Consider the following 24,266-nt stretch of genomic DNA (forward strand, 5'->3'; position numbering starts at 1 on the left):
CGGTGTTTGGCTGGGACGCATGGGCGCGCACAAGGAGACGACGGGGGATCCGATGGGCGACGGGGTGAACCGTGCCGTGCCGGCGCCGGCCGGGTCGGGTGAGCGGGACGAGGACCGGGTGGCCCGGCGCGACGAGGCCGTCCGGGCCGCCGTGGAACAGGGCCTGGTCGGCCCCGGCGCCCCGCTGGTGTGCCTGCTCGACGTCGCCGGTATCCGGGCGTCCGCGGCGGCCCTGCGGGCGGCCTTCGACGCCGTGACCGCGTCCGGCACCCCGGTGCTGCACGCCTTCGCGGTGAAGGCGGCCCCGCTGGTGCCGGTGCTGCGGCTGCTGCGCGAGGCGGGCATCGGGGCCGAGGTCGCGAGCGCCGGGGAGCTGGCGCTCGCCCGCGCCGCCGGGGTGGCGCCCGCCCGCACCGTCCTGGACTCCCCCGCCAAGACCCGCGCCGAACTGCGCGAGGCCCTGGCCCTCGGCATCGCCGTCAACGCCGACAACCCGCAGGAGCTGGAGCGCCTCGACGGCCTGGTGCGCTCCGCCGTCACCCGCTCGCCCGTCGGCATCAGGGTGAACCCGCAGGTCGGCGGCGGTTCCATCGAGGCGTTGTCGACGGCGACGCCGACGTCCAAGTTCGGCGTGGCGCTGCGGGACGAGGGGGCCCGGGCGTGGCTCGTCCAGGCGTACGCGGACCGGCCCTGGCTGACGCGACTGCACACGCACTCCGGGTCGCAGGGCGTGCCGCTCTCGCTGATGGCCCGGGGCGTGGCGGAGACGTACGCGCTCGCCGAGGAGATCAACGAGCGGATCGGGCGGCGGCAGATCGACACCCTGGACATCGGCGGCGGCCTGCCGGTGAACTTCGGCTCGGACGTCACCACCCCGACGTACGCGCAGTACGCGCGGCTGCTCGCCGAGGTCGTCCCGGGACTGTTCGACGGGCGCTACGGGCTGGTCACCGAGTTCGGGCGGTCGCTGCTGGCCAAGCACGGGACGGTGCTCACGCGGGTCGAGTACGCCAAGCGGGCCGGCGGCCGGCCCATCGCGGTCACCCACGCCGGAGTGCAGATCGCGGCCCGCACGGTCTACGCGCCCGCCTCCTGGCCGCTGCGGATCGCCGCCTACGACGCGAAGGGGCGCCCCAAGCCGGGCCCCGGCGTGGTGCAGGACATCGCGGGGCCCGCCTGCTTCGCCGGTGACCTGCTCGCCGAGGGCCGCTCGCTGCCGCTGCTCGAAGCGGGCGACCACGCGGCAGTGCTGGACACGGGGGCGTACTGCTTCGCCCACCACTACGCGTACAACTCGCTGGCCCGCCCGGGCGTCCACGGCTTCGCGCCGGACGGCGGCGGGGTGCGCTTCGCGGTCGTACGGGAACCGCAGACGCTCCCGGAGATCGTGGCGGAGTCGGGCGGCGCGCACGCCTCGTCGCTCACCGCGCTCTAGGGCCTGTCCGGCGGATCATGCCGCAGACGCGGCGGGACCGCTGCGCCGGCGCCGACGGGACCCTTCTCGGGCGGCCAACGACCCGAGCGGATCGCGTCCGCGCAGCTCGGGCCACCCTCCTCGCCAGGGTCCGTCCATGGTCAACTTGGCGCCGGTTGAGGTCAGTTGACCCACCTTAGCCAGTCCGCGCATGTTCCACTGGAAAATGCCGGAACCCTCACCCCCCGCGCACACGTTGCGTAGCCTCTGCGTCACTCAGCCGAACCCGAGGCGGGAGGGGATACGGTGCCCGGAATCGACGAGTGCCTGTTGGAAGCCATGCGTCTGCCCGGTGCGCGAGGTGCCGCGGTGGTCGACTGGACCAGCGGTCTGGCGCTGGGCACCGTCGGCGACGCACCGGGCGGTGACCACGAGACGACCGCCGCCGAGGCCGCCGAACTGGCCCGGCTCGCCGCGGAGCACCACGCGTTCGCCCCGGCGGACGGCTCCGACTGGTCCGAGGCGGAGCCGCCCGTCGAGGACCTGATCATCAGCAACCGCGACAGCTACCACGTCCTGCGGTTCGTCAGGACGACGTTCGACAGCAGCGTCTTCCTGCACCTGTGGCTGGGCCGCGAGGACGGCAACCTCGCCCTCGCCCGCATCAGGCTCGGCGAGATGGCCGGACGGCTGGTGCTCGGATGACCACGGTCAGAACACCGCCCGCGCCTCCGCTCCCCGTGCGGGACGCCCTGGAGGAGCCCGGCGGCCGGGACCGGCACACCGGTCCGGCCGGCGGCCTCTCCCCCATGCTCAGCCGGCTGGCCGAGGAGCGGGCGACCGGAGTGCTCATGCGCGAGCGCGGCACGCTCTACCTCTGCGAGGGGCAGGTCGTGCACGCCGAGAGCCCGGCGACCCCGGGGCTCGACGTCCTGCTCACCGTCCCCGGCACACTGCACGCCGACGTGTGGCGGCAGGCGGTCGCCGAGGCCGGGGCGCGCCGCCGGGTGGGGCGGTTCCTGGTCGACAGCGGCCGGATAGCCGAGGGCGCGCTGGAGCTGTGCCACCTCGGGGCGCTGTACGACGCCGCGTACTTCGTGCTCGGCCCGAGCAGCGCCCCGGCCCGCTTCCGGTACGGGGCGGCGCACTGGCTCGGTCCGCTGCGCCCGGTCCCGGTGGCCGCCCTGGAGCGCGAGACGCTGCGCCGCCGTGCGCTGCTGCACCGCATCTGGCGTGACCCGGCGACGGACACCGCGCCGCTCGTCCGCTCCCGGGGCGCCGGCCCCTCGCTCACCCCGCGCCAGCGCGCCGTCCTCGGCCACGTGGACGGCGTACGCACCGCGGCGGACATATCGCTCGCCCTGGGACGCCCCGCGTTCCACACCCTGGTCGACCTGCGCCGGCTGGCGGCCGGCGGAATCGTGGCGACGGCGCCCGTCCCGGAGCGGGCCCCCTCGCCCGCCGTGGCGGCCGTGCTCGACCAGACGTCGGACGACCCGGACGTCGCCCTGCTGCGCCGGCTCAGAGACGCCCTGGAGGCCCTGTGATCCGCGCGCTCCGACAGCGTGCCGAAAGGAGACTGCTCATGGCCGCGGAGGCCGAAGTCCTCGACGAAATCCACCGGTTGAGGGCGCGAGTACCCCAGGTGACCGGCGCGCTCGCGGCCAGCGTGGACGGCCTCGTGCTCGCCCACGACACCCCGGGAGTGGAACCGGAGGGCGTGGCCGCGCTCACCGCGGCGTCCCTGGGCGTCGCCCTGCGCATGACCGACGCCACCGGCCAGGGCGACTTCCGCGAACTGCTCGTACGCGGCGTGTACGGCTACGTGGCGACGTACGCGGCCGGCCCCTCGGCCGTGCTGACGCTGCTGGCCCAGGACCGGGTCAACGTCGGCCGGCTGCACCTTGAGGGGCGCCGCTCCGGGACCCGGATCGGCGAGCTCGTGGACGCCGCGACCGCCCGCGGCGAGCCGGCCGGACCGGCCCGGATCGCCGCGAAGCCCACGACCCGGACGGTCGGCTCGCGCACCCGCGCGCCGCGCGCCCCGGCGAACGGCCGCACCGATCCGGCACCCGCGGAACCGAGCCTGCCCGTCCGGACACCTACCACCAAATCCCCTACCACCAGCGAAAGTTGAAAGGACCCACAGCACCATGGCCAACACGGAGACCGCACTGAAAGAGGCACTCGCCTCCATCGAAGGCGCGACCGGCGTCGCGCTCGTCGACTACACCAGCGGCATGGCGCTCGGCACGATCGGCGGCAGCAAGGGGTTCGACCTCAACGTCGCCGCGGCCGGCAACACCGACGTCGTCCGCGCCAAGCTCCGCACCATGGAGCACCTCGGCCTCAAGGGCGAGATCGAGGACATCCTGATCACCCTGAGCGACCAGTACCACCTGATCCGGCTGATGCAGGGGCGCGGCGGCAACGGGCTGTTCCTCTACCTCGTCCTCGACTCCAAGCGGTCCAACCTGGCGATGGCCCGCCATCAGCTGAAGCGGATCGAAGCCGAACTGGAGGTCTAGAGCAGCCCCCACCTGCCGCCGGCCGGGGGCGCCGCACGGCGCCCCCGGAGGCCGGCGGGGTGGACGCGCGAACTACACCAGGGCGTCGACGCGGCGGCGCGCCCCGCCCGGGGCCGCGTCGCCCGCGGCGATGCCCGTGCTGCGGAAGGACTTGACCGCTCTGCCCGCGGGGGCGCCGGCGCGCTTGCCGAGCCAGTCGACGCGCACCCACAGCAGGGCCTCGCCGTCCCGCTCGCGGCGGCCGATCCAGGCGGCCTTCAACCACAGCCCCACGCCCGTACCGGCCAGCAGCAGACCGCCCGCGGCCGGCACCGCGAAGGCGCTGCCGAGCGCGGCGAGGAAGCCGAGCAGCAGCCACCAGCGGTGACCCCGGCGCCAGTTGCGCACGGACACCGCGCGGTCCTGGAGCACGTCCTGCTTGGCGGCGCGGGCGGCGGAGCGGGACAGCTCCGCGTACCGCCCGCGGCGCGCGTACGCCACCACGGCCGCCGCGACGATGAAGCACACCGCCCCGGCCATGACCCCGATCCGACGGCCGGTCACCCCGGGCGGCACCACACCGATGCCCGCCGCGCACACTCCCGTCCACCACAGCGGTGCCGCCCCGGCCCTCACGACGACCGCCACCCGAGCCAGTCCCTGCCCTCCGCGTGCCACGTTCCGCCTCCCGTCTCGGCCTGTTGGGAGGTGCAGATTAGCGAGAGAACGTGAGACGAGTCTGAGAAACGCGGCGCCCGCTCACTCCACGAACAGGCCCCGGGCGGCGGCCCGCGCGTCGAACTCCTCCAGCCGGGCCTGCGCGTCCGGCAGTCCGTCGCACATCGCCTCCAGCAGCACCCGGCCGAGGAGCATCGGGGCGCAGGCGGTGTCGAAGGCGAGGCCCGTGCCGACGGCGGCAGGCAGCAGCAGGTCCGACACCTTGGCGACCGGCGCGAACGCCGAGTCCGCGACGGTGACGACGGTCAGCCCCGCCGACTTGGCGTAGGCGAGGGAGTCCACCACCTCGCGCGGATGCCGGGGCAGCGCGAAGCACAGCAGGGTGGTGGCGCCGGCGTGCACGGCGGCGTCGATCCGGTCGTGCAGCATGGTGCCGCCCTCGTGCAGCAGCCGGACGTCCGGGTGCACCTTGGCGGCGAAGTACGCGAAGCCGTACGCCTGGGAGGCGGCGGCCCGCAGCCCGAGGACGGGCAGCGGCCTGGACGCGGCGAGCAGCCGGCCCGCGCGCTCCACCGGACGCGGGTCGGCCAGCACCTCGGCGAGGTGGCGCAGATTCTCGATCTCGGCCTCGACGGCCTGCTGGTACTCGTTGTAGGAGGCCGTGTCGGTGACCGGCTCGGCGGGGGCGACCTCGCGCAGGTGCCGGCGCAGCGCCGGGTAGCCGTCGAAGCCGAGCGCGACCGCGAAGCGGGTGACGGACGGCTGGCTGACCCCGGCGAGTTCGGCGAGTTCGACGCTCGACAGGAACGGCACGTCGGCGGCGCGCCGCACCATGCTGTGCGCGATGCGCCGCTGCGTCGGTGTGAGCCGGCGCCCCTCGAAGAGCGCCTGAAGCCGCGCGGCAGGGCTGTCGGTCACGCTCATGACGTGCTCCCCCTCCAGATGTCCGTGAACCGGTCGAGCAGTGCGGCCGCCGCCGCCACGTCGTCCGTGAGCGGCCGGTCGGCCTGGTCCGGGTCGAGCACCGACTCGGCGAGTTCCAGCGCCCGGCCGGCCGGCAGCTCCGGGTCGGGCCGCAGACCGCGCTGGCGCAACGCCCGTACGGCGGCCACGACTTCGCAGCCGACGACGAGACGGTACGCGCCGCACGCCCGCAGGGTCTGGCGTGCCGCGAGCGAGGCGAAGCTCGCCTGCTCCTCGACGCCCCGGGAGAGTACAGCGTGGCCGAGCGAGGCGGGGGCGGAGAAGGCCCGCAGGTCACCGAGGGCCGCCCCGGCCGCGTACTCCAGGATCATCACGCCGGAGGACGCGGGCTCGTGGTCGGCGAGGAAGGGGCGCAGCCGGGTGTAGGCGGGCTCGTTCAGGGTCGACAGCCGGGAGGACGACAGCCGGGCGACCTGCGTGACGGCCAGCCGGAAGTGGTCGAGGGCGAGGGCGAGCTGTGCCTGGTAGAAGCCGCCGTGATGGTAGGCGGCCATGTCCTCGGCGCAGATGAGGGGGTTCTCGGCGGCGGCGTTGATCTCGACGGTGAGGACCTGTTCGAGGGCGTCGGCCGCGTCGTGGGCGGGGCCGTGGATCTGCGGCACGCACCGGAAGCCGTACGGGTCCTGGATGCGGCCGAGCGGCGGGGTGGGCCGGTCGGCGGCGCCGATCAGCTCGCGCATGCGGCGGGCCACCTCGGTGGAGCCGCGGTGCGGCCGGGCGCTGTGCACGGGGGCCGCGTACGCCTCGTGCGATCCGTCGACGGCGACCAGCGACAGGGCGGCGGCGACCTGCGTGGCGGCGATGAGTCCGCGCAGCTCGTGCAGGGCGAGGGCGGCCTGGCCGAGGGTGAGGGCGTTGCTGCTGATGAGCGCGAGCGCGTCGTTGTTGTCCAGCGGCTGGGGTGCGGGGGCGCCCGGTCCGCGCCAGGGGTGCTCCCCGGCGAGGGCGAGTCCCAGCTGGGCCAGGGCCGCGATGTCGCCGGTGCCCACGGACCCGAACTCGTTCACCGCCGGGTACGCGCCGCTCTCCAGCGCCTCGCACAGGGCGGTGACGACGGTGGGCCGCAGGCCCGCGCCGCCCGCGAGCAGTTGGTTGGCGCGCACGGCGAGCATGGCCCGCACCTGACGCGCCGGCAGCTCCTCGCCGATGGCGCCGGCGTGGCTGCGCAGCAGGCGCAGGCCGTGTCCGGCGGCGGCCTCGGTGGGCACGTCCTCGTTCCGGTTGGCGCCCACGCCGGTGGAGCGCCCGTAGACGCGGCCGGTCGCGGCGATGCGCCGGGCGGCGTCCCAGGACTCCTCGACGCGCTTCATCGCCTCGGTGCCGGGGGCGGGGCTCGCGGTCCCGTCGGCGAGGCGGACGACGTCGCCGACGCCGAGACCGCGCCCGTCCAGGACGACCGGGCCGACCGGGCCGGGCCGGGCGGGCGCCGCCACCGCCGTCGACGTGTCCACGATCCGAGACGACATCACGTGCGAACTCCCCTCAACCCGGACATCAGGTCTTGCCGGTCGGCCATAAGTAACCGGCGATTAACGCCGGGGCATTGACAAGCTATTCAGACACCGAGAACTCTGCATGACGATATACAGGCCGGGCAAGGGACACCTCATGATCCAGTTCGACACGGTCCACAAGCGCTTCCCGAACGGCACCACAGCAGTCCACGACCTCTCCCTGGAGATGCCGGAAGGCGGCGTGACCGTCCTCGTCGGATCTTCCGGTTGCGGCAAGACGACCACCCTGCGGATGATCAACCGGATGGTCGAGCCGACCTCCGGGACCATCCGGGTCGGCGGCAAGGACGTCCTGCGACAGGACGCGGCCGAACTGCGCCGCTCCATCGGATACGTCATCCAGCAGTCGGGGCTCTTCCCGCACCGCACGGTGCTCGACAACATCGCCACCGTGCCCCTCCTCCTCGGCTGGGGCCGGCGCAGGTCACGGGCCAGGGCGGCCGAGCTGCTGGAGACCGTCGGCCTCGACGCCGGCGCGGGCAAGCGGTACCCGCACCAGCTCTCCGGCGGCCAGCAGCAGCGCGTCGGCGTGGCCCGGGCGCTCGCCGCCGACCCGCCCGTGCTGCTCATGGACGAGCCCTTCGGCGCGGTCGACCCGGTGGTGCGCACCCAGCTCCAGGACGAGCTGCTGCGCCTGCAGAAGGAGCTGAACAAGACCATCGTCTTCGTCACGCACGACATCGACGAGGCGGTCCGGCTCGGCGACCGGATAGCGGTCTTCCGCACCGGCGGGCACCTCGTCCAGTGCGCGGCCCCCGCGGAACTGCTGGCCCGCCCCGCCGACGACTTCGTCGCCGGGTTCCTGGGCGCCGAGCGCGGCCTCAAGCTCCTCTCGCTCACCCCGCTCGCGGGCGTCCCCCGGGCCCCCGCCCCCGAGGGCGGCCCCTGGGAACTCGTCCTGGACGGCGCCCGCAGGCCCCTGCACTGGCGCGACGGGGACACCGAACTCCCGCTGCGGCCGCTGCGCGACACCGACTCGCTGCTCGCGGCCCTCGACGAGTCGATCGCCTCGCCGACCGGTCTGGTCGCCCGCGTCGACAGCGACGGCGTGCTGACCGGCGTCACCTCGCGCGAGGAGATCCACGAGCACGCGGGCCTGGCGCACAGCGCCGCGACCACGGCCACGACGACCGGTGCCGCCGGCGGCGCGGGCCCGGCCGGCTCCCCCGACGACACCGCGGGCGTGGCGATATGACCATCGACTGGTCGTGGATCTCCGACCACGCCGACGACCTCACCACCCTCACGCTGTCCCACCTCCAGGCGGCCCTGTCCGCCGTCCTCCTCGGCCTGCTGATCTCCCTGCCGCTGGCCGTGCTCGCCCACCGGGTGCGCCCGCTGCGCGGCTTCCTGCTCGGGCTGTCGAACGTCCTCTTCACGATCCCCTCGATCGCGGTGTTCGTGCTGCTCCTGCCGGTGTCCGGCCTCACCCGCACCACCACGGTCATCGGGCTGACGATCTACACCCTGGTCGTCCTCCTGCGGAACACCGTCGAGGGCCTGGACTCCGTACCGGCGCGGACCAAGGAGGCCGCGAAGGCGATGGGCACCCGCCCGCTGCGCACGCTCCTCACCGTCGAGCTGCCCCTCGCCCTGCCGGTGATCATGGCGGGCGTGCGGATCGCCACCGTCATGTCGATCTCGCTGGTCTCGGTCGCCACGTACATCGGCGACGGCGGCCTCGGCCAGCTCTTCACCGACGGCTTCCAGCGCAACTTCCCGACGCCGGTGATCGTCGGTGTCGTCCTGACGCTCCTGCTGGCCCTGGCGGCGGACGCGCTGCTGGTCGCCGTGCAGTACGTACTCACCCCGTGGACGAGGCGGCGAGCCTGATGTACGAACTCTTCAAGAACCTCGGCGGCTGGCTGACCAGCGGCGACCAGTGGTCCGGCACGGACGGCATCGCCCACCGCCTCGCCGAGCACCTCCAGTACTCCCTGCTCGCCACCCTCGTCGCGGCCGCGATCGCCCTGCCGGTCGGGCTGCTCATCGGGCACACCGGCCGGGGCGCGTTCCTCGCCATCAACCTCGCGTCGTTCGGGCGCGCGCTGCCCACCGTCGGCCTGGTGGTCCTGGTCTTCCTGGCCAGCGGCCTGTCGATGTGGCCGGTCTACATCGCGCTGGTCGCCCTCGCGGTCCCGTCGATCGTGACGAACACCTATGCCGGGATGACCGCCGTCGACCCTGACGTGAAGGACGCGGCACGCGGGCAGGGCATGCGCTGGCACCAGGTGCTCCTCCAGGTCGAACTGCCCCTCGCCCTCCCCCTGATCATGACCGGCCTGCGGCTCGCGCTGATCCAGGTGGTCGCCACGGCCACCATCGCGGCGTACGTGTCCTTCGGGGGCCTCGGCCGCTACGTCTTCGACGGGCTCGCCCAGCGCGACCTCGTCCAGGTGCTCGGGGGCGCGGTGCTGGTCGCCGTCGTCGCCGTCGTCCTGGACCTGGCCCTGAGCGGCCTGCAGCGCTTCCTCTTCCGCCACCGCACCCGCACCGCATAGGGGACCCCCGTGAATCGTCGTACCCTCCTCGGCGGCCTGCTCGCCGCCGCCTCCGTCCCCGCCCTCGCCGCGTGCAGCAGCGGCATCACCTCGCTCGACGGCGAGGGGTCCGCCGCCGGCGGTGGCGGCTCCAGCAAGGACGGCCTCACCATCGGCACCGCCAACTTCACCGAGAACCAGGTCCTCGGATACCTCTACGCGGCCGTCCTGGACGCGGCGGGCGTGAAGACGAAGGTCCGCCCGAACCTGGGCACCCGGGAGATCCTCATCCCGGCGCTGCGGGGCGGTGACATCGACCTGCTGCCCGAGTACCAGGGCGCCCTGCTGCACTACCTCGACCCCAAGTCGAAGGCCACCGAGGAGGGCGAGATGCAGAACGCCCTCGCCGTCGCCCTGCCCAGGGGGCTGCAGATCCTCCCGTACGGCAGGGCCGAGGACTCCGACGCGTTCGTGGTCACCCGGCAGACGGCGCGGAAGTACGGGCTCACCTCCCTCGCCGACCTCCGCGAGCAGAACGGGAAGCTCGTCATCGGCGCCTCCGCCGAGGTGAAGAAGCGCCAGGTCGGCGTGGTCGGCCTCAAGGACGTGTACGGCGTCGAGTTCAAGGAGTTCAAGTCGCTGGACTCCTCGGGGCCGCTGGTCAAGGGCGCCCTGAAGAAGGGCGACGTGGACGTGGCGAACCTCTTCACCACCGACACCGACATCCAGGCCAACGACTGGGTCGTCCTCACCGACCCGAAGAACCTCGTCCCCGGCCAGCACGTCGTGCCCCTCATCGCCGACCGCAAGGCCGACTCCACGGTCCGCAAGGCCCTCGCCCGGCTGGGCAACGTGCTCACCACCGCCCAGCTCACCGAGCTCAACCGCCAGGTCGACAAGGACAAGAAGGACCCGCAGGACGTGGCGGACGCGTACGCCCGCCGGCACGGACTGGCGAAGTGACGGCCGGCTCCCCCGCGGGGCGCCGCCTCACCCCCCGGGGTCTCCGGGCGCCCGGTGCGGCGGGGGTGCGGCACAGTCCCGAAAGGGGGGCTAACCCCAGTGCGGTCATGGTCTCCGCTCCCTAGCGTGGAGGCCATGACCGGTATGGATGCCAGCGACACCGACCTCAAGAAGGAACTCGACGCCACCCTGCGGGCACGCAGGGAGCTGGGCGAGGAGTACGAGCCCGCGCTGGTCGACTCGTTCCTCGAGAAGGTCGAGCAGCGCCTCGACGGCACGGTGGAGCGCCGGGTGCGCCGCCACCTCGCGGAGCAGCAGATGGTGGTGGCCAGGGAGGCCCGCTCGCCCGGGTCCTCGGACTCCTGGGGCGAGCGCTTCGGCTTCGGGATCGTCTCGCTCGTCCTGGCGATCCCGCTGTCCGCCATCGGCGGCGGCGTCGCGCACCTGCCGGGCCTGATGGTCGCCTGGGCGGGCATCGTGGGAGTCAACGCGGTGCAGGCCCTGCGCCACACGCTGCCGCTGCGCCGGGACCGCGACAAGCCGTCCTCGGACTGGGAGGACTGAGCCCGGCGCCGCCGCCCGCGAAGACGGGTCCGGCAGACGCGACCGGGAGAAGGCCCGGGAAAAGGATTGTGCGCGGGGACCGCCGCACCCCCGTTGCCGGGGGGCGGGACGACGGCGGTCCCCGCGAGGGACGCGGGCCGGGTCAGGGCCGGGCTTGCGCGTCCTTGACGTCTTGGAGGTCCGGGAGCCGCTCCGGAGGTCCTTGACGCCGTTCGGTTGCCGGCCCGGGCGGGGAGCCTCCCCAGAGCTGAACGCCTGGGAGGTACCGCCCTCGCCCTGCCGACATCCACCAATGTGCCGGACGCGTGTTAAGCGGGTGCTGCGCGGACGTGACGCGCTCGTACCACTTCCGCGAAGTTCCCCGCCGCCGTCACCGGAAGATCCCCTCCGATCGGGGCACTTCAGGCGATCTCCTGCGCTCCGCGCACGGGTCTACGCGCGGAACCTCTACTGCTTGGTGCCGCCCTTGGCGAGGAACGACAGCAGGTCCTGCCGGCTGACGACCCCGGTCGGCTTGCCCTCGACCAGCACGATCGCCGCGTCCGCCGCGCCGAGCACCGACATCAGGTCCCCGACCGGCTCGCCCGAGCCGACCTGCGGCAGCGGCGCCGACATGTGCTTCTCCAGCGGGTCCTCCAGCGAGGCCCGCTTGGTGAACAGGGCGTCCAGCAGCTCCCGCTCGACCACGGAGCCCACGACCTCGGCCGCCATGACGTCCGGGTGGCCGGCGCCGGGCTTGACGATCGGCATCTGCGAGACGCCGTACTCGCGCAGCACCTCGATGGCCTCGCCGACGGTCTCGTCGGGGTGCATGTGCACCAGCGAGGGGATGGTGCCGCCGGCCTTGTCGCTCAGCACGTCGGCGACGCGGGCGCTCGGCCCGGAGTCCTCCAGGAAGCCGTAGTCGGCCATCCACTCGTCGTTGAAGATCTTGCTCAGGTAGCCGCGGCCGCTGTCGGGCAGCAGCACCACCACGACGTCGTCCGGACCGAGCCGCTCCGCGACCCGCAGCGCGGCGACGACGGCCATCCCGCAGGAGCCGCCGACCAGCAGCCCCTCCTCCTTGGCCAGGCGCCGGGTCATCTGGAACGAGTCCTTGTCGGACACGGCGACGATCTCGTCGGCGACGGTCCGGTCGTACGCGCTCGGCCAGAAGTCCTCGCCGACGCCCTCGACGAGGTACGGCCGCCCGGACCCGCCGGAGTACACGGATCCCTCGGGGTCGGCGCCCACGACCTTGACCCGGCCGTCACTGGCGTCCTTCAGGTACCGGCCGGTGCCCGAGATGGTCCCGCCGGTGCCGACGCCGGTCACGAAGTGCGTGATCTTCCCCTCCGTCTGCTCCCACAGCTCGGGGCCGGTGGAGTGATAGTGCGAGAGGGGGTTGTGCGGGTTGGAGTACTGGTCCGGCTTCCAGGCGCCCGGCGTCTCACGGACCAGCCGGTCGGAGACGTTGTAGTACGAGTCCGGGTGCTCGGGGTCCACGGCGGTGGGGCAGACGACGACCTCGGCCCCGTAGGCCCGCAGCACGTTGATCTTGTCGGTGCTGACCTTGTCGGGGCAGACGAAGATGCACTTGTAGCCCTTCTGCTGCGCCACGATGGCGAGGCCGACACCGGTGTTCCCGCTGGTCGGCTCGACGATGGTGCCGCCGGGCTTGAGTGCGCCGCTCTCCTCCGCGGCCTCGATCATGCGCAGCGCGATGCGGTCCTTCACGGACCCGCCGGGGTTGAAGTACTCAACCTTCGCGAGGACCGTCGCCTGAATGCCCGCGGTCACGTTGTTGAGCCTCACCAGCGGGGTGTTGCCGACGAGACTGATCATCGAGTCGTGGAATTGCACCGTTGTCTCCGGAGCTGTGTATCTGAGGGATGGTCCCGTCAGCCTAAGGCCCCACGTGGGACGGAGGGCCGACAGTTGCCTCCAGAAGGTGCCACGACCGCCCCCCGAGATTGGCCGACCTGCTCTACGGGGCAAGCAGTGGGTGTACGGCTACGAGGAGGTGGCGGCTACGCATGTCGAGCTTGTCGAGGGCAAGGGTGGCCCGGCGCATCGCGGCGGGTGCGGCGTACGGCGGCGGCGGGATCGGTCTGGTGGGCGCGGCCGCGGTCGGCGTCCTGCTGGCCGAGGTGCAGCTGGCGAAGCGCCATGTGGGCAACGGGAGCGCGCACGCGCCCCGCGCGGACGGCCTGTACGGACACGCGTACGCCGGTTTCGACGATCCGCCGCTGCGGCTGACCATACTCGGCGACTCCACGGCCGCCGGCCAGGGCGTGCACCGCGCCCGGCAGACCCCGGGAGCCCTGCTGGCCGCCGGTCTCGCGGCGGTGGCCGAGCGTCCGGTCGAGCTCACCAACGTCGCGCTGCCCGGCGCCCAGTCCGACGACCTCGACCGCCAGGTGGCGCTCACCCTCGCCGACCCGGCCCGGGTGCCCGACGTCTGCGTGATCATGATCGGCGCGAACGACGTCACGCACCGGATGCCGCCGACCCGCTCGGTCCGTCACCTGTCCTCCGCGGTACGGCGGCTGCGCACCGCGGGCGCCGAGGTCGTCGTCGGCACCTGTCCCGACCTCGGCACCATCGAGCCGGTCCAGCAGCCGCTGCGCTGGCTGGCCCGGCGTGCCTCCCGCCAGCTGGCGGCGGCGCAGACGATCGGAACGGTCGAGCAGGGCGGGCGCACGGTGTCGCTGGGCGACCTGCTGGGCCCCGAGTTCGAGGAGAACCCGCGGGAGCTGTTCGGCCCCGACAACTACCACCCCTCGGCGGAGGGGTACGCGACGGCCGCGATGGCGGTCCTGCCCACGGTCTGCGCCGCGCTCGGCCTGTGGCCGGCCGACGAGGAGCGTCCGGACGTCTCGCGCCGCGAGGGCTTCCTGCCGGTGGCACGGGCCGCCGCGGAGGCCGCGTCCGAGCCGGGCACGGAGGTCACGGCCGCGATGCCGACGGGGCCGCGCGGCCCCTGGGCCCTCCTCAAACGCCGCCGCCGCCGGCGCCTCCCCACCACAGACCCAGCCACGACCCCGGCCCCGTACAACTGACGGCACCGTCCCCACTCCGTCAGAGAATCGCGCTACCGCGCTCGTCCTCAATCGCCGGACGGGCTGGAACTCCTCCCCATGGACAGGAGCTCCGGCCCATCCGGCACACGGGAGGCAGATCTCAGCCCCTCCGGCGTCTGAGGAGCGGGGCCCGGGGCGGAGCCCCGTGGCGGGAGAGGGCGAGACCCGAGCCCGCCGGGCCGGCCCTGCACCGACATTCCGGCCCGGCGGACAGGAGCTCCGGCCCCTCCGGCAGGAATCCAGCCCCTCCGGCGTCTGAGGAGCGGGGTCCGGGGCGGAGCCCCGTGGCGGGAGACGGGGACCCGAACCCGGCGGCCGGCGGCCGGCGGCCGGCGGCCGGCGGCCGGCGAGGACATTCCAGCCCCGCGAACAGGAGCCCCAGCCCCTACGGCACACGGGAGGCAGATCTCAGCCCCTCCGGCGTCTGAGGAGCGGGGTCCGGGGCGGAGCCCCGTGGCGGTGCGGACAACGACCGAGCAAAGGACGGCCCCGGCGAACGACACCCCCCGAAGGCGCCCCCGCCAGAAAAAAGCAAGCGCTTGGAAAGTGCGGCCCGAGTCACACCCCCACACCCGTGACCGCGCGGGTACGTACGGGTAACTTCCCAACCAGTCCCGCAAGCCCGCTCGCCCAGGCGCTCCGCGCCGCCCCCCTTCCCATGGAGCCGTGATGCCCGAAGCCGTGATCGTCTCAGCCGCCCGCTCCCCGATCGGCCGCGCCTTCAAGGGCTCCCTGAAGGACCTGCGCCCCGACGACCTGACCGCCACGATCATCCAGGCGGCCCTCGCGAAGGTCCCCGAGCTGGACCCGAGGGACATCGACGACCTGATGCTGGGCTGCGGCCTGCCCGGCGGCGAGCAGGGCCACAACCTCGGCCGCATCGTCGCCGTGCAGATGGGCATGGACCACCTGCCGGGCTGCACCATCACCCGCTACTGCTCCTCCTCGCTGCAGACCTCCCGCATGGCCCTGCACGCCATCAAGGCCGGCGAGGGCGACGTCTTCGTCTCGGCCGGCGTCGAGATGGTCTCCCGCAGCGTCAAGGGCAACAGCGACAGCCTCCCCGACACCCACAACCCCCTCTTCGCCGACGCCGAGGCCCGTACCGCCGCGGTCGCGCAGAGCGAGGGCGCCTCCTGGCACGACCCGCGCGAGGACGGCCTGCTGCCGGACGCGTACATCGCGATGGGCCAGACCGCCGAGAACCTGGCCCGCATCAAGGGCGTCACCCGCCAGGACATGGACGAGTTCGGCGTCCGCTCGCAGAACCTGGCCGAGGAAGCCATCAAGAACGGCTTCTGGGAGCGGGAGATCACCCCGGTCACCACCCCGGACGGCACGGTCGTCAGCAAGGACGACGGCCCCCGCGCCGGCGTCACCCTGGACGGCGTCCAGGGCCTCAAGCCGGTGTTCCGCCCCGACGGCCTGGTCACCGCCGGCAACTGCTGCCCGCTGAACGACGGCGCCGCGGCCCTCGTCATCATGAGCGACACCAAGGCCCGCGAACTGGGCCTGACCCCGCTCGCCCGCATCGTGTCCACCGGCGTCACCGGCCTCTCCCCCGAGATCATGGGCCTCGGCCCGGTCGAGGCGTCGAAGCAGGCCCTCAAGCGCGCGGGGCTGACCGTCGGCGACATCGACCTGTTCGAGATCAACGAGGCGTTCGCCGCCCAGGTGATCCCGTCCTACCGCGACCTGGAGATCCCGCTGGAGAAGCTGAACGTGAACGGCGGCGCCATCGCCGTCGGCCACCCCTTCGGCATGACGGGCGCCCGCATCACCGGCACGCTCATCAACAGCCTCCAGTTCCACGACAAGCAGTTCGGCCTGGAGACGATGTGCGTCGGCGGCGGCCAGGGCATGGCGATGGTCATCGAGCGCCTCAGCTGACCACCGCGCCGAAAAGCGGTCACGTACTTCCTTGTGCGTGACCGCAGTTGGACGCACCGTGACCGAACCGGCCCAGAGCCCCGGAAACTTCGGGACTCTGGGCCGATTTGTGATCCAATCTCCCCCAGGATGTGACCTATCTCCCTCCGGAGGGGCCTTTTCCCAGGTCAGAGCCGTTTCACGAGTAAACACCGGGCCCAAAGTCCTGCCCCTTTCGTGACGTTACGCACTGACAGCTGGTTAGTCCGCCCTTCAAGCTGATGTAGGAAGTCGGGGGTCGACTTTGAACCGGGAGTACGTCAGTGAGCACCATGCCTCTAGCTCTGCTGCTCACCACGGCCGCAACAGCCGCCGTGGGCGTCGCCGTCCTGCGTGCCGTGCACGGGCTGCGTCGACAGGTGCGGGCCCTGCACACCGAGCTCGCCGAGAGCCGCGCCGAGGCCCTGCGCGGCCGCGTGCCCGTGGCCCGCTCCGGCGCCGACACCGAGGAGATACGCACCGCGGTCGCCGAGGCACTCGCCGAGGAGCGGGAGCGGGAGCTGGCCGAGGCGCGGGCGTTCTGGGCCGCCCAGGAGTCGCGTGACGCCTCCGACGGGCCCACGCTGCTGGGTCTGCCGGACAGCGAGCTGTTCCTGCCGCGCCAGTCGGACTTCGCCGGCCTGGAACACCTGGAGCCGGTGACCGAGCCCGGCCTGGAGGTCGACGAATTTGCCGGGGAGTCCCCGGAGCTGGCCGCGGCCCGCCGCCGCCACCCCTCGCATCCGGACTTCGTGCCGGTCCAGTCACCCGTGGTGAACGACCACGAGCGCACGGTGGCCTGCCTGGAGGACCTCGCGGAGTCCCGTACCGAGCTGGCCGACGTCCGCCCGGGCCCGCTGGGCACCCTCGACGTCTACGTCTTCGCGGACGGTACGACCCTGTGCATGACCCCGGGCCACCGGGAGACCGCTGAGCGGCTGGCCGCGGCCCTGCGCGCGGGCCGTACCCCGGTCCTGCTGGGCGGCTCGGGCGTCTCGGGCGCCTACACCCTCACGTTCGCGTGCGGCGAGGAGAACGTCTACATCCTCGCGGACCGCGTCATCGCGTCCCTGTAGCCCGCCTCCGCGGCGGGCACCGCCCGACCCACGCGTCGGAGCCGATCGCCGGTCAGACTCCGGCGCGTTTCTGTGCCTCCTGGACGAGCGTCAGCGCCTCCGCCAGATCCGCCTCGTCCTTCAGTGCGAGTGCCAGGTCGTGTCCGGCCACGGTGATCTGGTCGGCGGCGGCGAACATGCCCACGTCGGGCATCTCCCGCGGTGTGGTCGAGGGGTCCTCCAGACGCTGGGCCCGCCGGGACAACTCCCTGGCCACCCCCAGTGCCTCGGCCGCCGCACCCCGTTGCAGGCGGCTCTGCGGGGCGGCCCGCAACCGGTCGGCGAAGTGGTCCACGGCTCGGGTCAGCGGCGTCGTATCAAGCACGCCGCGAGACTACGCGCCGCGGCGGGACTGTTGCCAACGCCCGAACGCTCAGGCACGGTGTCGTGAAGGACCGGCTTACATCCCATTGCGTCCGGAGGCGCCGATGTCCCAAGTCTTCTCCGAGGAGACCCATCGCAACCTGCTCGCCCGAATCCCGCACTGCACCGGTCGTGAAGTCTCCGACTGGCTTCGCACCGTCGACGAAGGCCCCGCCCTCTTCCGCTTCGAGGAGAAGGTCAGCTGGCTCCGCGCGGAACACGATCTCGCGTACGGCCACGCCAAGGCGATCATCCACGAGTACGACCTGAGGAGGGCCGCGCGCAAACTCCTCTGAGCGCGCACCACCGGCAACGGCACCGCAGACGACGAAGGGCCCGCGAACCGTGGTTCGCGGGCCCTTCGGTCCCGCCGGCGGACCGGCTGGACCCTGGAAGCCGTACCGCTAGTCGCTGCTGCTGAAGATGGCGACCAGCCGCAGCATCTCGAGGTAGATCCACACGAGGGTCAGGGTCAGGCCGAACGCGGCCAGCCACGCCTCCTCGCGGGGAGCGCCGTACGCGATGCCGTCCTCGATCTGCTTGAAGTCGAGGGTCAGGAAGAACGCGCCCAGGATGATCGCGATGATGCCGACGATCGCGCCGAGCGGGCCCATGCTGCGCAGTCCGCCGTCCTCGGCGACGCCGAAGGCGACCAGCAGCAGGTTGACCGCGAGGACGAGCACGAAGGCGATGGCGATGGCCATGCCGATGCGCGCGTACCGCGCCGTGACCCGGATCCAGCCCGCCCGGTAGATGAGAAGGGTGGCGCCGGAGACGGCCATGGTGCCGAGCACCGCCTGGAAGGGCGCGCCCGACCACCGGCTGTTGAACATCTCGCTGATGACCCCGAGGAAGACACCCTCGAAGGCCGCGTAGCCGATGATCAGCGCGGGCGAGGCCTTGCGCTTGAAGGACTGGACGATCGCCAGGACGAAGGCGACGATCGCGGCGCCGACCGCCAGGCCGTAGCTGGTGCTGGAGACCGGCAGCAGCGTCCAGGCCAGGATGGCGCCGACGGCTGCCGTGCCGAGCGTCATGGCCGAGCGCATGACGACGTCGTCCATCGTCATCCGGCCGGTGGTGACCGGTGCCTGCGGGGCGCCGTGCTGAAGGTCCTGCTGCGCGTAGGGGTTCTGCGCGTAGGGGTTGCCGCCCTGCTGGGCGTACGGGTTGCCCTGCGCGTACGGGTTGCCCTGCGTGCCGACAGGTGCTCCCCCGGCCTGCGGCGCGGTGTTGAAGCCCGCGTAGCCGTTGTCGCGGCTGAACCCCCGTCGCGAGAAGACCGGGTTGCTGCTCCTCATTTCACTCCTCCATGGCCACCGAGTGGGCCTTGGCTCAAGAGTAATAGGTAGGCAAAGGAAAGAACCTACTGCTTGGGGAGGATCTTTCCCTCGTCGTGGTGCGCAACACGCTACGCGGCCGGGGGATTCCCGGCACGTGAGGGGCCTCTCAGCCGAGGGGGAAGCCGGTGTACGCCTCGGCCAGGTCCGTCTCGGCGGCCCGGGACCCGGCGATCCGCCGCAGCCGGGCGAGCTGGACGCGGTCGTCGAAGGGGGTGGCGTCGGGGGCGCGGTGCAGCAGGGTCGTCATGTCGTACGAGAACCGCTCGGCCTGCCAGACGCGGCGCAGGCAGGTCTCGGAGTACGCGTCGAGCAGGTCCGCCGATCCGGTGTCCCGCTCGTGGACCAGGGCGCGGGCGAAGGTGACGACGTCGCCGACCGCGAGGTTCAGCCCCTTCGCGCCGGTGGGCGGCACGATGTGCGCCGCGTCGCCGGCCAGGAAGAGCCGCCCGTACCGCATGGGCTCGTGGACGAAGCTGCGCATCGGGGTCACCGACTTCGCCGTGACCGGGCCCCGGTCGAGCCGCCAGTCGTCACCGGTCTCCAGACGCCGCTCCAGCTCGTCCCAGACGTCCTCGTCGGACCAGGCCCCGGCGTCGGTGCCCTCCGGTACCTGGAGGTAGAGGCGCGAGACGGCCGGCGAGCGCATGCTGAGCAGGGCGAAGCCCCGGTCGTGGCGGGCGTAGACGAGCTCGTCGTGCGAGGGGGGCACGTCGGCGAGGATGCCGAGCCAGGCGTAGGGGTAGGTCCGCTCGAAGACGCGGGAGAGCGCGGCGGGGACCGCCTTGCGGGCGACGCCCCAGAAGCCGTCGCAGCCCACGACGTAGTCGCAGTGCAGGACGTCCTCGCGTCCCCCGTGGCGGAAGCGCACGCGCGGGTGCCCGCCGTCCGCGTCCTCGACGGCCAGCGCCTCGGCGCCGAAGAGCAGCGGTCCGCCCTCCTTGAGCTGGAGCGCGATGAGGTCCTTGCAGACCTCGGTCTGCGCGTACACCGTCACGGCGCTGCCGCCGGTGAGGGCGGGGAGGTCGACGCGGCGCCGGGTGCGGTCGAAGCGCAGCTCGATGCCGTCGTGCCGCAGTCCCTCGCGGTCCATGCGCTCCCCGGCGCCGGCCGCGCGCAGCACGTCGGCCGTGCCCTGCTCCAGGATCCCGGCGCGCTGGCGCTGTTCGACGTAGGCCCGGTCGCGGCTCTCCAGGACGACCGACTCGACGCCCGCCTCGTGCAGCAGTCGCGCCAGCAGCAGCCCGGCCGGTCCGGCCCCGATGATTCCGACGGTGGTCCGCATCGGCACGCCCCTTTGCGCTCGGTCTGTTCGCGTAGTGAAGATTATTTCACCAGCTGCTCAGCCGAGTCTCCGGCGTGCCGGGTCGGCTGTCAACGAGCGGCGCGGGAAGCGCCCCGGGAGAGGCCGTGCGGTCTACGGCGTCTCGGAACACGCTCTTGGCCCCATAGCGGGTGATTTCGTCCGCGTGTAAGTCGGAGGTGCCCGGAACCGGACTTGAACCGGTACGCCCGCGAGGGGCAGCGAGGTTTAAGCTCGCCGTGTCTGCATTCCACCATCCGGGCAGGCCATGGGCTCCGCATCGAGGTTCCGAGCCTATCGGGACGCGTCCCCCTAACTACGGGAGGGCGGCCCGATGTTGTCTTATTTTATTGGCGTCTGAGGGTGCATCAGCACTGGGTACGGGCCATCCGCACTTGCCAATAGCCTTTCGGGCGGCGCAGGGCCGCGTATACGGAATGACGGAATTTCACCGCCCGGGTGACGGTGTCCGCACGGTGCGCGCCTGATGACCCCTCAGGGAAGAGCGTCATACCCAGGTATGACACAGCCGCCCATGGTCCGACCGGAGTCGCGCTCGAACACCGGGACAGCGGCTGACTACACGGCGCCGGGCCGCCGTGAGGATGGACGACGTCTCCCCGAAACACCGTCGTCCCGTCAGGAGCACCCTCCCGTGACCACCACCCCCCTCGCCGCCCCGGCCACCGCGGTGGCCGCCCGCGCCACGGAACTGTCCAAGGTCTACGGACAGGGCGAGACCCAGGTGGTCGCGCTCGACCGGGTCACCGTCGACTTCCGGCAGGCCGAGTTCACGGCGATCATGGGCCCCTCCGGGTCCGGCAAGTCCACGCTCATGCACTGCGTGGCCGGGCTGGACACCTTCAGCTCCGGTTCCGTGCGCATCGGCGAGACCGAGCTCGGCTCGCTCAAGGACAAGCAGCTCACCAGGCTGCGCCGCGACAAGATCGGCTTCATCTTCCAGGCGTTCAACCTGCTACCGACCCTGACCGCCCTGGAGAACATCACGCTCCCCATGGACATCGCGGGCCGCAAGCCGGACAAGCAGTGGCTGGACACCGTGATCGGGATGGTGGGTCTCGCCGACCGCCTCGGCCACCGGCCCTCCGAGCTCTCCGGCGGCCAGCAGCAGCGCGTCGCCGTCGCCCGCGCCATGGCCTCCCAGCCGGACATCATCTTCGGCGACGAGCCGACCGGAAACCTCGACTCCCGGGCGGGCGCCGAGGTGCTGGGCTTCCTGCGCAACTCCGTACGCGAGCTGGGCCAGACCGTCGTCATGGTCACCCACGACCCGGTGGCCGCCGCGTACGCGGACCGGGTGGTCTTCCTCGCCGACGGGCGGATCGTCGACGAGATGATCCACCCCTCCGCGGACGGCGTCCTGGACCGCATGAAGCAGTTCGACGCCAAGGGCCGCACGAGCTGACCCGCCCGGCGCGGGTCACCGCCGCCGCCACCGGTCGTCGCCCGCCGCCGCGACGCCCGGATCCGCCCGCGCGGCCGACCAGAGCTTCTCCTCACCCTGGACTGAGAAAACCCATGTTCCGTACCGCCCTGCGCAACGTGTTCGCGCACAAGGCCAGACTGCTGATGACCGTGCTCGCCGTCATGCTCGGCGTCGCGTTCGTCTCCGGCACCCTGGTCTTCACCAACACCATCTCGGACGCCTACCAGAACAGCTCGGCCAAGGGCTTCGGCCACGTCGACGTCGCCGTCCGGCCGGAGGGACGGCAGAGCGAGGGCGACCGCATCGGCAAGGAGCCGAAGCTCACCCAGGCGCTGCTGGAGAAGACGGCCCGGGTGCCCGGCGCCGAGACCGCCGTCGGCGTCGTGAACGGCTTCACCGCGCTCGCCGGCAAGGACGGCGAACTGGTCGGCGACGGCTTCCAGTCGCAGGGCGGCAACTACTGGGGCAGGAAGGACCCGCGGTACCCGCTGGCGAGCGGCCGGGCTCCGCACGGCGAGGACGAGGTCGCCATCGACGCCGAGACCGCGCGCCGCACCGGGTACCGCGTCGGCGACACCGTGCGGCTCTCCGTGGACGGACCGGTCCTGAAGCCCACCGTCACCGGCGTCTTCACCACCGACGACGGCAACGTCGCGGCGGGTGGCAGCCTCGCCCTGTTCGACACCGCCACCGCGCAGCGGCTCTTCGGCGAACCCGGCACCTTCGACGAGATCGACGTGACGGCCGCACCCGGCACCAGCCAGACCGCGCTGCGCAGCGCGCTCGACGAGGTCGTGCCGAAGGACGTCGCCTCCACCACCACCGGCAAGCGGCTCGCCGACGACCAGGCCACCCGGATCTCGTCCCAGATGAGCGGGATGAAGACGGGCCTGCTGGTGTTCGCCGGCATCGCCCTGTTCGTCGGCACGTTCATCATCGCCAACACCTTCACCATGCTGGTCGCCCAGCGCACCAAGGAACTGGCCCTGCTGCGGGCGGTCGGCGCCTCCCGCCGGCAGATCACCCGCTCGGTGCTGCTGGAGGCGTTCCTGGTCGGCGCCGTCGCGGCCGTCACCGGGCTCGCCGCGGGCGTCGGCATCGGAGCCGGGATGCGCTCCCTGATGGGCACGCTCGGCGCCAGCGTCCCCGACGGCCCGCTGGTCGTCACGCCGGGCACGGTCCTCACGGCGCTCGCCGTCGGCATCCTGATCACCATGCTCGCCGCGTGGCTGCCGGGCCGCCGGGCGGCGAGGATCCCGCCGGTCGCCGCGATGAGCAGCGTGCACGCCAAGGCGACCACCAAGTCCCTCGTCCTGCGCAACACCCTCGGCGCCCTCTTCTCGGCGGCGGGCGTCGCGGTGGTCCTGTACGCCACGACCATGGACGGCTCCGACGGCCAGGCCCCGATGGGTCTCGGCGCGGTCCTGCTGATCATCGGCGTCTTCGTCCTGACACCGCTGCTGTCCCGACCGCTGATCGCCGCGGCGGCGCCCGTGCTGCGCGTGTTCGGGGTGTCCGGCAAGCTGGCCCGGCAGAACTCCCTGCGCAACCCGCGCCGCACCGCCGCCACCGCGTCGGCGCTGATGATCGGCCTGACCCTGATCACCGGCATGACGGTGATGGCGGGCAGTCTGCAGAAGTCGATCGACAGGATGGCGGGCTCCGCGATCCGGGCGGACTACGTGGTGTCGATGGCGAACGGCAACAGCCTCTCGCCGGACGTGGAGAAGAAGCTCGCCGCGACCGACGGCGTCACCGCCACCAGCCCGCTGCGCAACGCGCTCTCGCGCGTCGACGGCAGGACCGAGAACCTGACCGGAGTCGACGGCCGGTCCATCGCGGACCTCACCGACCTCCCCGTCGAGGACGGCACCTTCGAGGTCGGCGGCACCCGGGTCGTCGTCGACGACAGCACCGCCGAGTCCCATCACTGGACGGCCGGCTCGCACTTCACGGTCTCCTACGAGGACGGGGCGCGCCAACGGCTCACCGTCGCCGGGGTCTACACGGGCAACGACCTCTTCCAGGGCGTGATGGTGGACACCGCCACGCTCGCGGCGCACCAGGACGACCCGACGGACATGCAGGTCATGCTGAAGACGTCCGGCGGGGCCTCGGGCGCGGCGAAGGACCGGCTGGAGGCGGCGCTCGGGGACAACCCGGCCGTCCTGGTGCAGGACAAGAAGGACATCTCCGAGGACATCGCGCAGATGTTCACGCTGATGCTGAACATGCTCTACGGGCTGCTCGCCATGGCGGTGATCGTCGCGGTCCTCGGGGTCGTCAACACCCTGGCCATGTCGGTCTTCGAGCGCTCGCAGGAGATCGGGATGCTGCGCGCGATCGGCCTCGACCGCAAGGGCGTCAAGCGGATGGTGCGGCTGGAGTCGCTGGTCATCTCGCTGTTCGGCGGTGTGCTGGGCATCGGTCTGGGCGTCTTCTTCGGCTGGGCGGCCGGTGAACTGCTGGGCACCAGGATGGCGACGTACGAACTGGTGCTGCCCTGGGTCCGGATGGGCGTGTTCCTGTTGCTGGCCGCCGTGGTCGGCGTCCTGGCCGCGCTGTGGCCGGCGCGCCGGGCGGCCCGGCTGAACATGCTGACGGCCATCAAGTCCGAGTAGCCG

23 protein-coding genes and 1 tRNA gene are annotated in these 24,266 nt (G+C 72.6%); 16 read left to right on the plus strand and 8 right to left on the minus strand.

Features of this window, described 5'->3' with window-relative positions; genetic code table 11:
• Positions 1-19: 19 nt before the first annotated feature.
• The 5 genes from ACZ4VA_RS23360 (at position 20) to ACZ4VA_RS23380 (ending at position 3,942) form a co-directional block, all read left to right on the plus strand.
• Entirely contained in the window at positions 20-1,435 is a 1,416-nt protein-coding gene (locus tag ACZ4VA_RS23360) for a type III PLP-dependent enzyme domain-containing protein (protein ID WP_355784135.1), read from the plus strand.
• Positions 1,436-1,720: 285 nt separating this feature from the next.
• Positions 1,721-2,119, plus strand: coding sequence for a hypothetical protein (locus ACZ4VA_RS23365; RefSeq protein ID WP_121402515.1), 399 nt, complete (start codon positions 1,721-1,723; stop codon positions 2,117-2,119).
• A 104-nt stretch (positions 2,120-2,223) separates the two neighbouring features.
• The gene (locus ACZ4VA_RS23370; protein ID WP_355784150.1) at positions 2,224-2,961 is read left to right on the plus strand and encodes a transcriptional regulator; all 738 of its coding nucleotides are present in this window, start codon (positions 2,224-2,226) and stop codon (positions 2,959-2,961) included.
• A gap of 38 nt (positions 2,962-2,999) precedes the next feature.
• On the plus strand, positions 3,000-3,551 hold the full coding sequence (locus ACZ4VA_RS23375; RefSeq protein ID WP_355784132.1) for a roadblock/LC7 domain-containing protein: 552 nt from the start codon (positions 3,000-3,002) through the stop codon (positions 3,549-3,551).
• 16 nt (positions 3,552-3,567) lie between these two features.
• Positions 3,568-3,942, plus strand: a complete 375-nt coding sequence (locus ACZ4VA_RS23380) for a roadblock/LC7 domain-containing protein (protein WP_356173021.1) — start codon at positions 3,568-3,570, stop codon at positions 3,940-3,942.
• 72 nt (positions 3,943-4,014) lie between these two features.
• On the opposite strand, the gene ACZ4VA_RS23385 is transcribed toward ACZ4VA_RS23380, so the two are convergent.
• The 3 genes from ACZ4VA_RS23385 to ACZ4VA_RS23395 form a co-directional block, all read right to left on the minus strand.
• Positions 4,015-4,599 (minus strand): hypothetical protein, encoded by a 585-nt coding sequence (locus tag ACZ4VA_RS23385; protein ID WP_356173018.1) that lies wholly within the window; start codon positions 4,597-4,599, stop codon positions 4,015-4,017.
• A gap of 81 nt (positions 4,600-4,680) precedes the next feature.
• On the minus strand, positions 4,681-5,523 hold the full coding sequence (locus ACZ4VA_RS23390) for a MurR/RpiR family transcriptional regulator (protein ID WP_355792421.1): 843 nt from the start codon (positions 5,521-5,523) through the stop codon (positions 4,681-4,683).
• The gene (locus tag ACZ4VA_RS23395) at positions 5,520-7,049 is read right to left on the minus strand and encodes an aromatic amino acid ammonia-lyase (protein WP_355792418.1); all 1,530 of its coding nucleotides are present in this window, start codon (positions 7,047-7,049) and stop codon (positions 5,520-5,522) included. The genes ACZ4VA_RS23390 and ACZ4VA_RS23395 overlap by 4 nt, the downstream gene beginning before the upstream one ends.
• Positions 7,050-7,191: 142 nt before the next feature.
• On the opposite strand from ACZ4VA_RS23395, the gene ACZ4VA_RS23400 reads away from it, so the two are divergent.
• The 5 genes from ACZ4VA_RS23400 to ACZ4VA_RS23420 all read left to right on the plus strand — a co-directional run bounded on the left by ACZ4VA_RS23400 (position 7,192) and on the right by ACZ4VA_RS23420 (position 11,104).
• Positions 7,192-8,292 (plus strand): ABC transporter ATP-binding protein, encoded by a 1,101-nt coding sequence (locus ACZ4VA_RS23400; protein ID WP_356173108.1) that lies wholly within the window; start codon positions 7,192-7,194, stop codon positions 8,290-8,292.
• The gene (locus tag ACZ4VA_RS23405; RefSeq protein ID WP_355779611.1) at positions 8,289-8,930 is read left to right on the plus strand and encodes an ABC transporter permease; all 642 of its coding nucleotides are present in this window, start codon (positions 8,289-8,291) and stop codon (positions 8,928-8,930) included. Before ACZ4VA_RS23400 ends, ACZ4VA_RS23405 begins: the two co-directional genes overlap by 4 nt.
• Complete coding sequence (locus tag ACZ4VA_RS23410; protein ID WP_355779624.1) at positions 8,930-9,598, plus strand: ABC transporter permease; 669 nt, start codon at positions 8,930-8,932, stop codon at positions 9,596-9,598. The genes ACZ4VA_RS23405 and ACZ4VA_RS23410 overlap by 1 nt, the downstream gene beginning before the upstream one ends.
• Before the next feature lie 9 nt (positions 9,599-9,607).
• Positions 9,608-10,540, plus strand: coding sequence for an ABC transporter substrate-binding protein (locus ACZ4VA_RS23415; protein WP_355779609.1), 933 nt, complete (start codon positions 9,608-9,610; stop codon positions 10,538-10,540).
• A 135-nt stretch (positions 10,541-10,675) separates the two neighbouring features.
• Positions 10,676-11,104, plus strand: coding sequence for a hypothetical protein (locus ACZ4VA_RS23420; protein ID WP_355779607.1), 429 nt, complete (start codon positions 10,676-10,678; stop codon positions 11,102-11,104).
• 447 nt (positions 11,105-11,551) lie between these two features.
• Here ACZ4VA_RS23420 and ACZ4VA_RS23425 read toward each other — a convergent pair whose 3' ends face one another.
• A complete protein-coding gene (locus ACZ4VA_RS23425) occupies positions 11,552-12,946 on the minus strand; it encodes a cystathionine beta-synthase (RefSeq protein WP_355779604.1) in 1,395 nt (464 codons plus the stop codon).
• A 173-nt stretch (positions 12,947-13,119) separates the two neighbouring features.
• On the opposite strand from ACZ4VA_RS23425, the gene ACZ4VA_RS23430 reads away from it, so the two are divergent.
• The 3 genes from ACZ4VA_RS23430 (at position 13,120) to ACZ4VA_RS23440 (ending at position 17,150) form a co-directional block, all read left to right on the plus strand.
• Positions 13,120-14,145 (plus strand): SGNH/GDSL hydrolase family protein, encoded by a 1,026-nt coding sequence (locus ACZ4VA_RS23430; RefSeq protein ID WP_355779601.1) that lies wholly within the window; start codon positions 13,120-13,122, stop codon positions 14,143-14,145.
• A 690-nt stretch (positions 14,146-14,835) separates the two neighbouring features.
• Complete coding sequence (locus ACZ4VA_RS23435) at positions 14,836-16,056, plus strand: acetyl-CoA C-acetyltransferase (protein ID WP_468082460.1); 1,221 nt, start codon at positions 14,836-14,838, stop codon at positions 16,054-16,056.
• A gap of 311 nt (positions 16,057-16,367) precedes the next feature.
• A complete protein-coding gene (locus ACZ4VA_RS23440; RefSeq protein ID WP_452920832.1) occupies positions 16,368-17,150 on the plus strand; it encodes a hypothetical protein in 783 nt (260 codons plus the stop codon).
• A 52-nt stretch (positions 17,151-17,202) separates the two neighbouring features.
• On the opposite strand, the gene ACZ4VA_RS23445 is transcribed toward ACZ4VA_RS23440, so the two are convergent.
• On the minus strand, positions 17,203-17,514 hold the full coding sequence (locus tag ACZ4VA_RS23445; protein ID WP_355779592.1) for a hypothetical protein: 312 nt from the start codon (positions 17,512-17,514) through the stop codon (positions 17,203-17,205).
• Positions 17,515-17,617: 103 nt separating this feature from the next.
• Between ACZ4VA_RS23445 and ACZ4VA_RS23450 the strand changes: the two genes are divergently transcribed.
• Positions 17,618-17,848, plus strand: coding sequence for a DUF4287 domain-containing protein (locus ACZ4VA_RS23450; RefSeq protein ID WP_355779589.1), 231 nt, complete (start codon positions 17,618-17,620; stop codon positions 17,846-17,848).
• A 108-nt stretch (positions 17,849-17,956) separates the two neighbouring features.
• On the opposite strand, the gene ACZ4VA_RS23455 is transcribed toward ACZ4VA_RS23450, so the two are convergent.
• From ACZ4VA_RS23455 to ACZ4VA_RS23465, 3 genes are all read right to left on the minus strand, one after another.
• Positions 17,957-18,853, minus strand: coding sequence for a Bax inhibitor-1/YccA family protein (locus tag ACZ4VA_RS23455; RefSeq protein WP_355779586.1), 897 nt, complete (start codon positions 18,851-18,853; stop codon positions 17,957-17,959).
• A 148-nt stretch (positions 18,854-19,001) separates the two neighbouring features.
• Positions 19,002-20,177, minus strand: a complete 1,176-nt coding sequence (locus tag ACZ4VA_RS23460; protein ID WP_356239564.1) for a 4-hydroxybenzoate 3-monooxygenase — start codon at positions 20,175-20,177, stop codon at positions 19,002-19,004.
• 198 nt (positions 20,178-20,375) lie between these two features.
• A tRNA-Leu gene (locus tag ACZ4VA_RS23465) sits at positions 20,376-20,458 on the minus strand.
• A gap of 392 nt (positions 20,459-20,850) precedes the next feature.
• Here ACZ4VA_RS23465 and ACZ4VA_RS23470 point away from each other — a divergent pair.
• Positions 20,851-21,621, plus strand: coding sequence for an ABC transporter ATP-binding protein (locus ACZ4VA_RS23470; RefSeq protein WP_468082461.1), 771 nt, complete (start codon positions 20,851-20,853; stop codon positions 21,619-21,621).
• A gap of 113 nt (positions 21,622-21,734) precedes the next feature.
• Positions 21,735-24,263, plus strand: a complete 2,529-nt coding sequence (locus tag ACZ4VA_RS23475) for an ABC transporter permease (RefSeq protein WP_452920825.1) — start codon at positions 21,735-21,737, stop codon at positions 24,261-24,263.
• Positions 24,264-24,266: the final 3 nt, after the last annotated feature.

The sequence above is a fragment of the Streptomyces sp. NPDC028308 genome, from assembly GCF_055565855.1.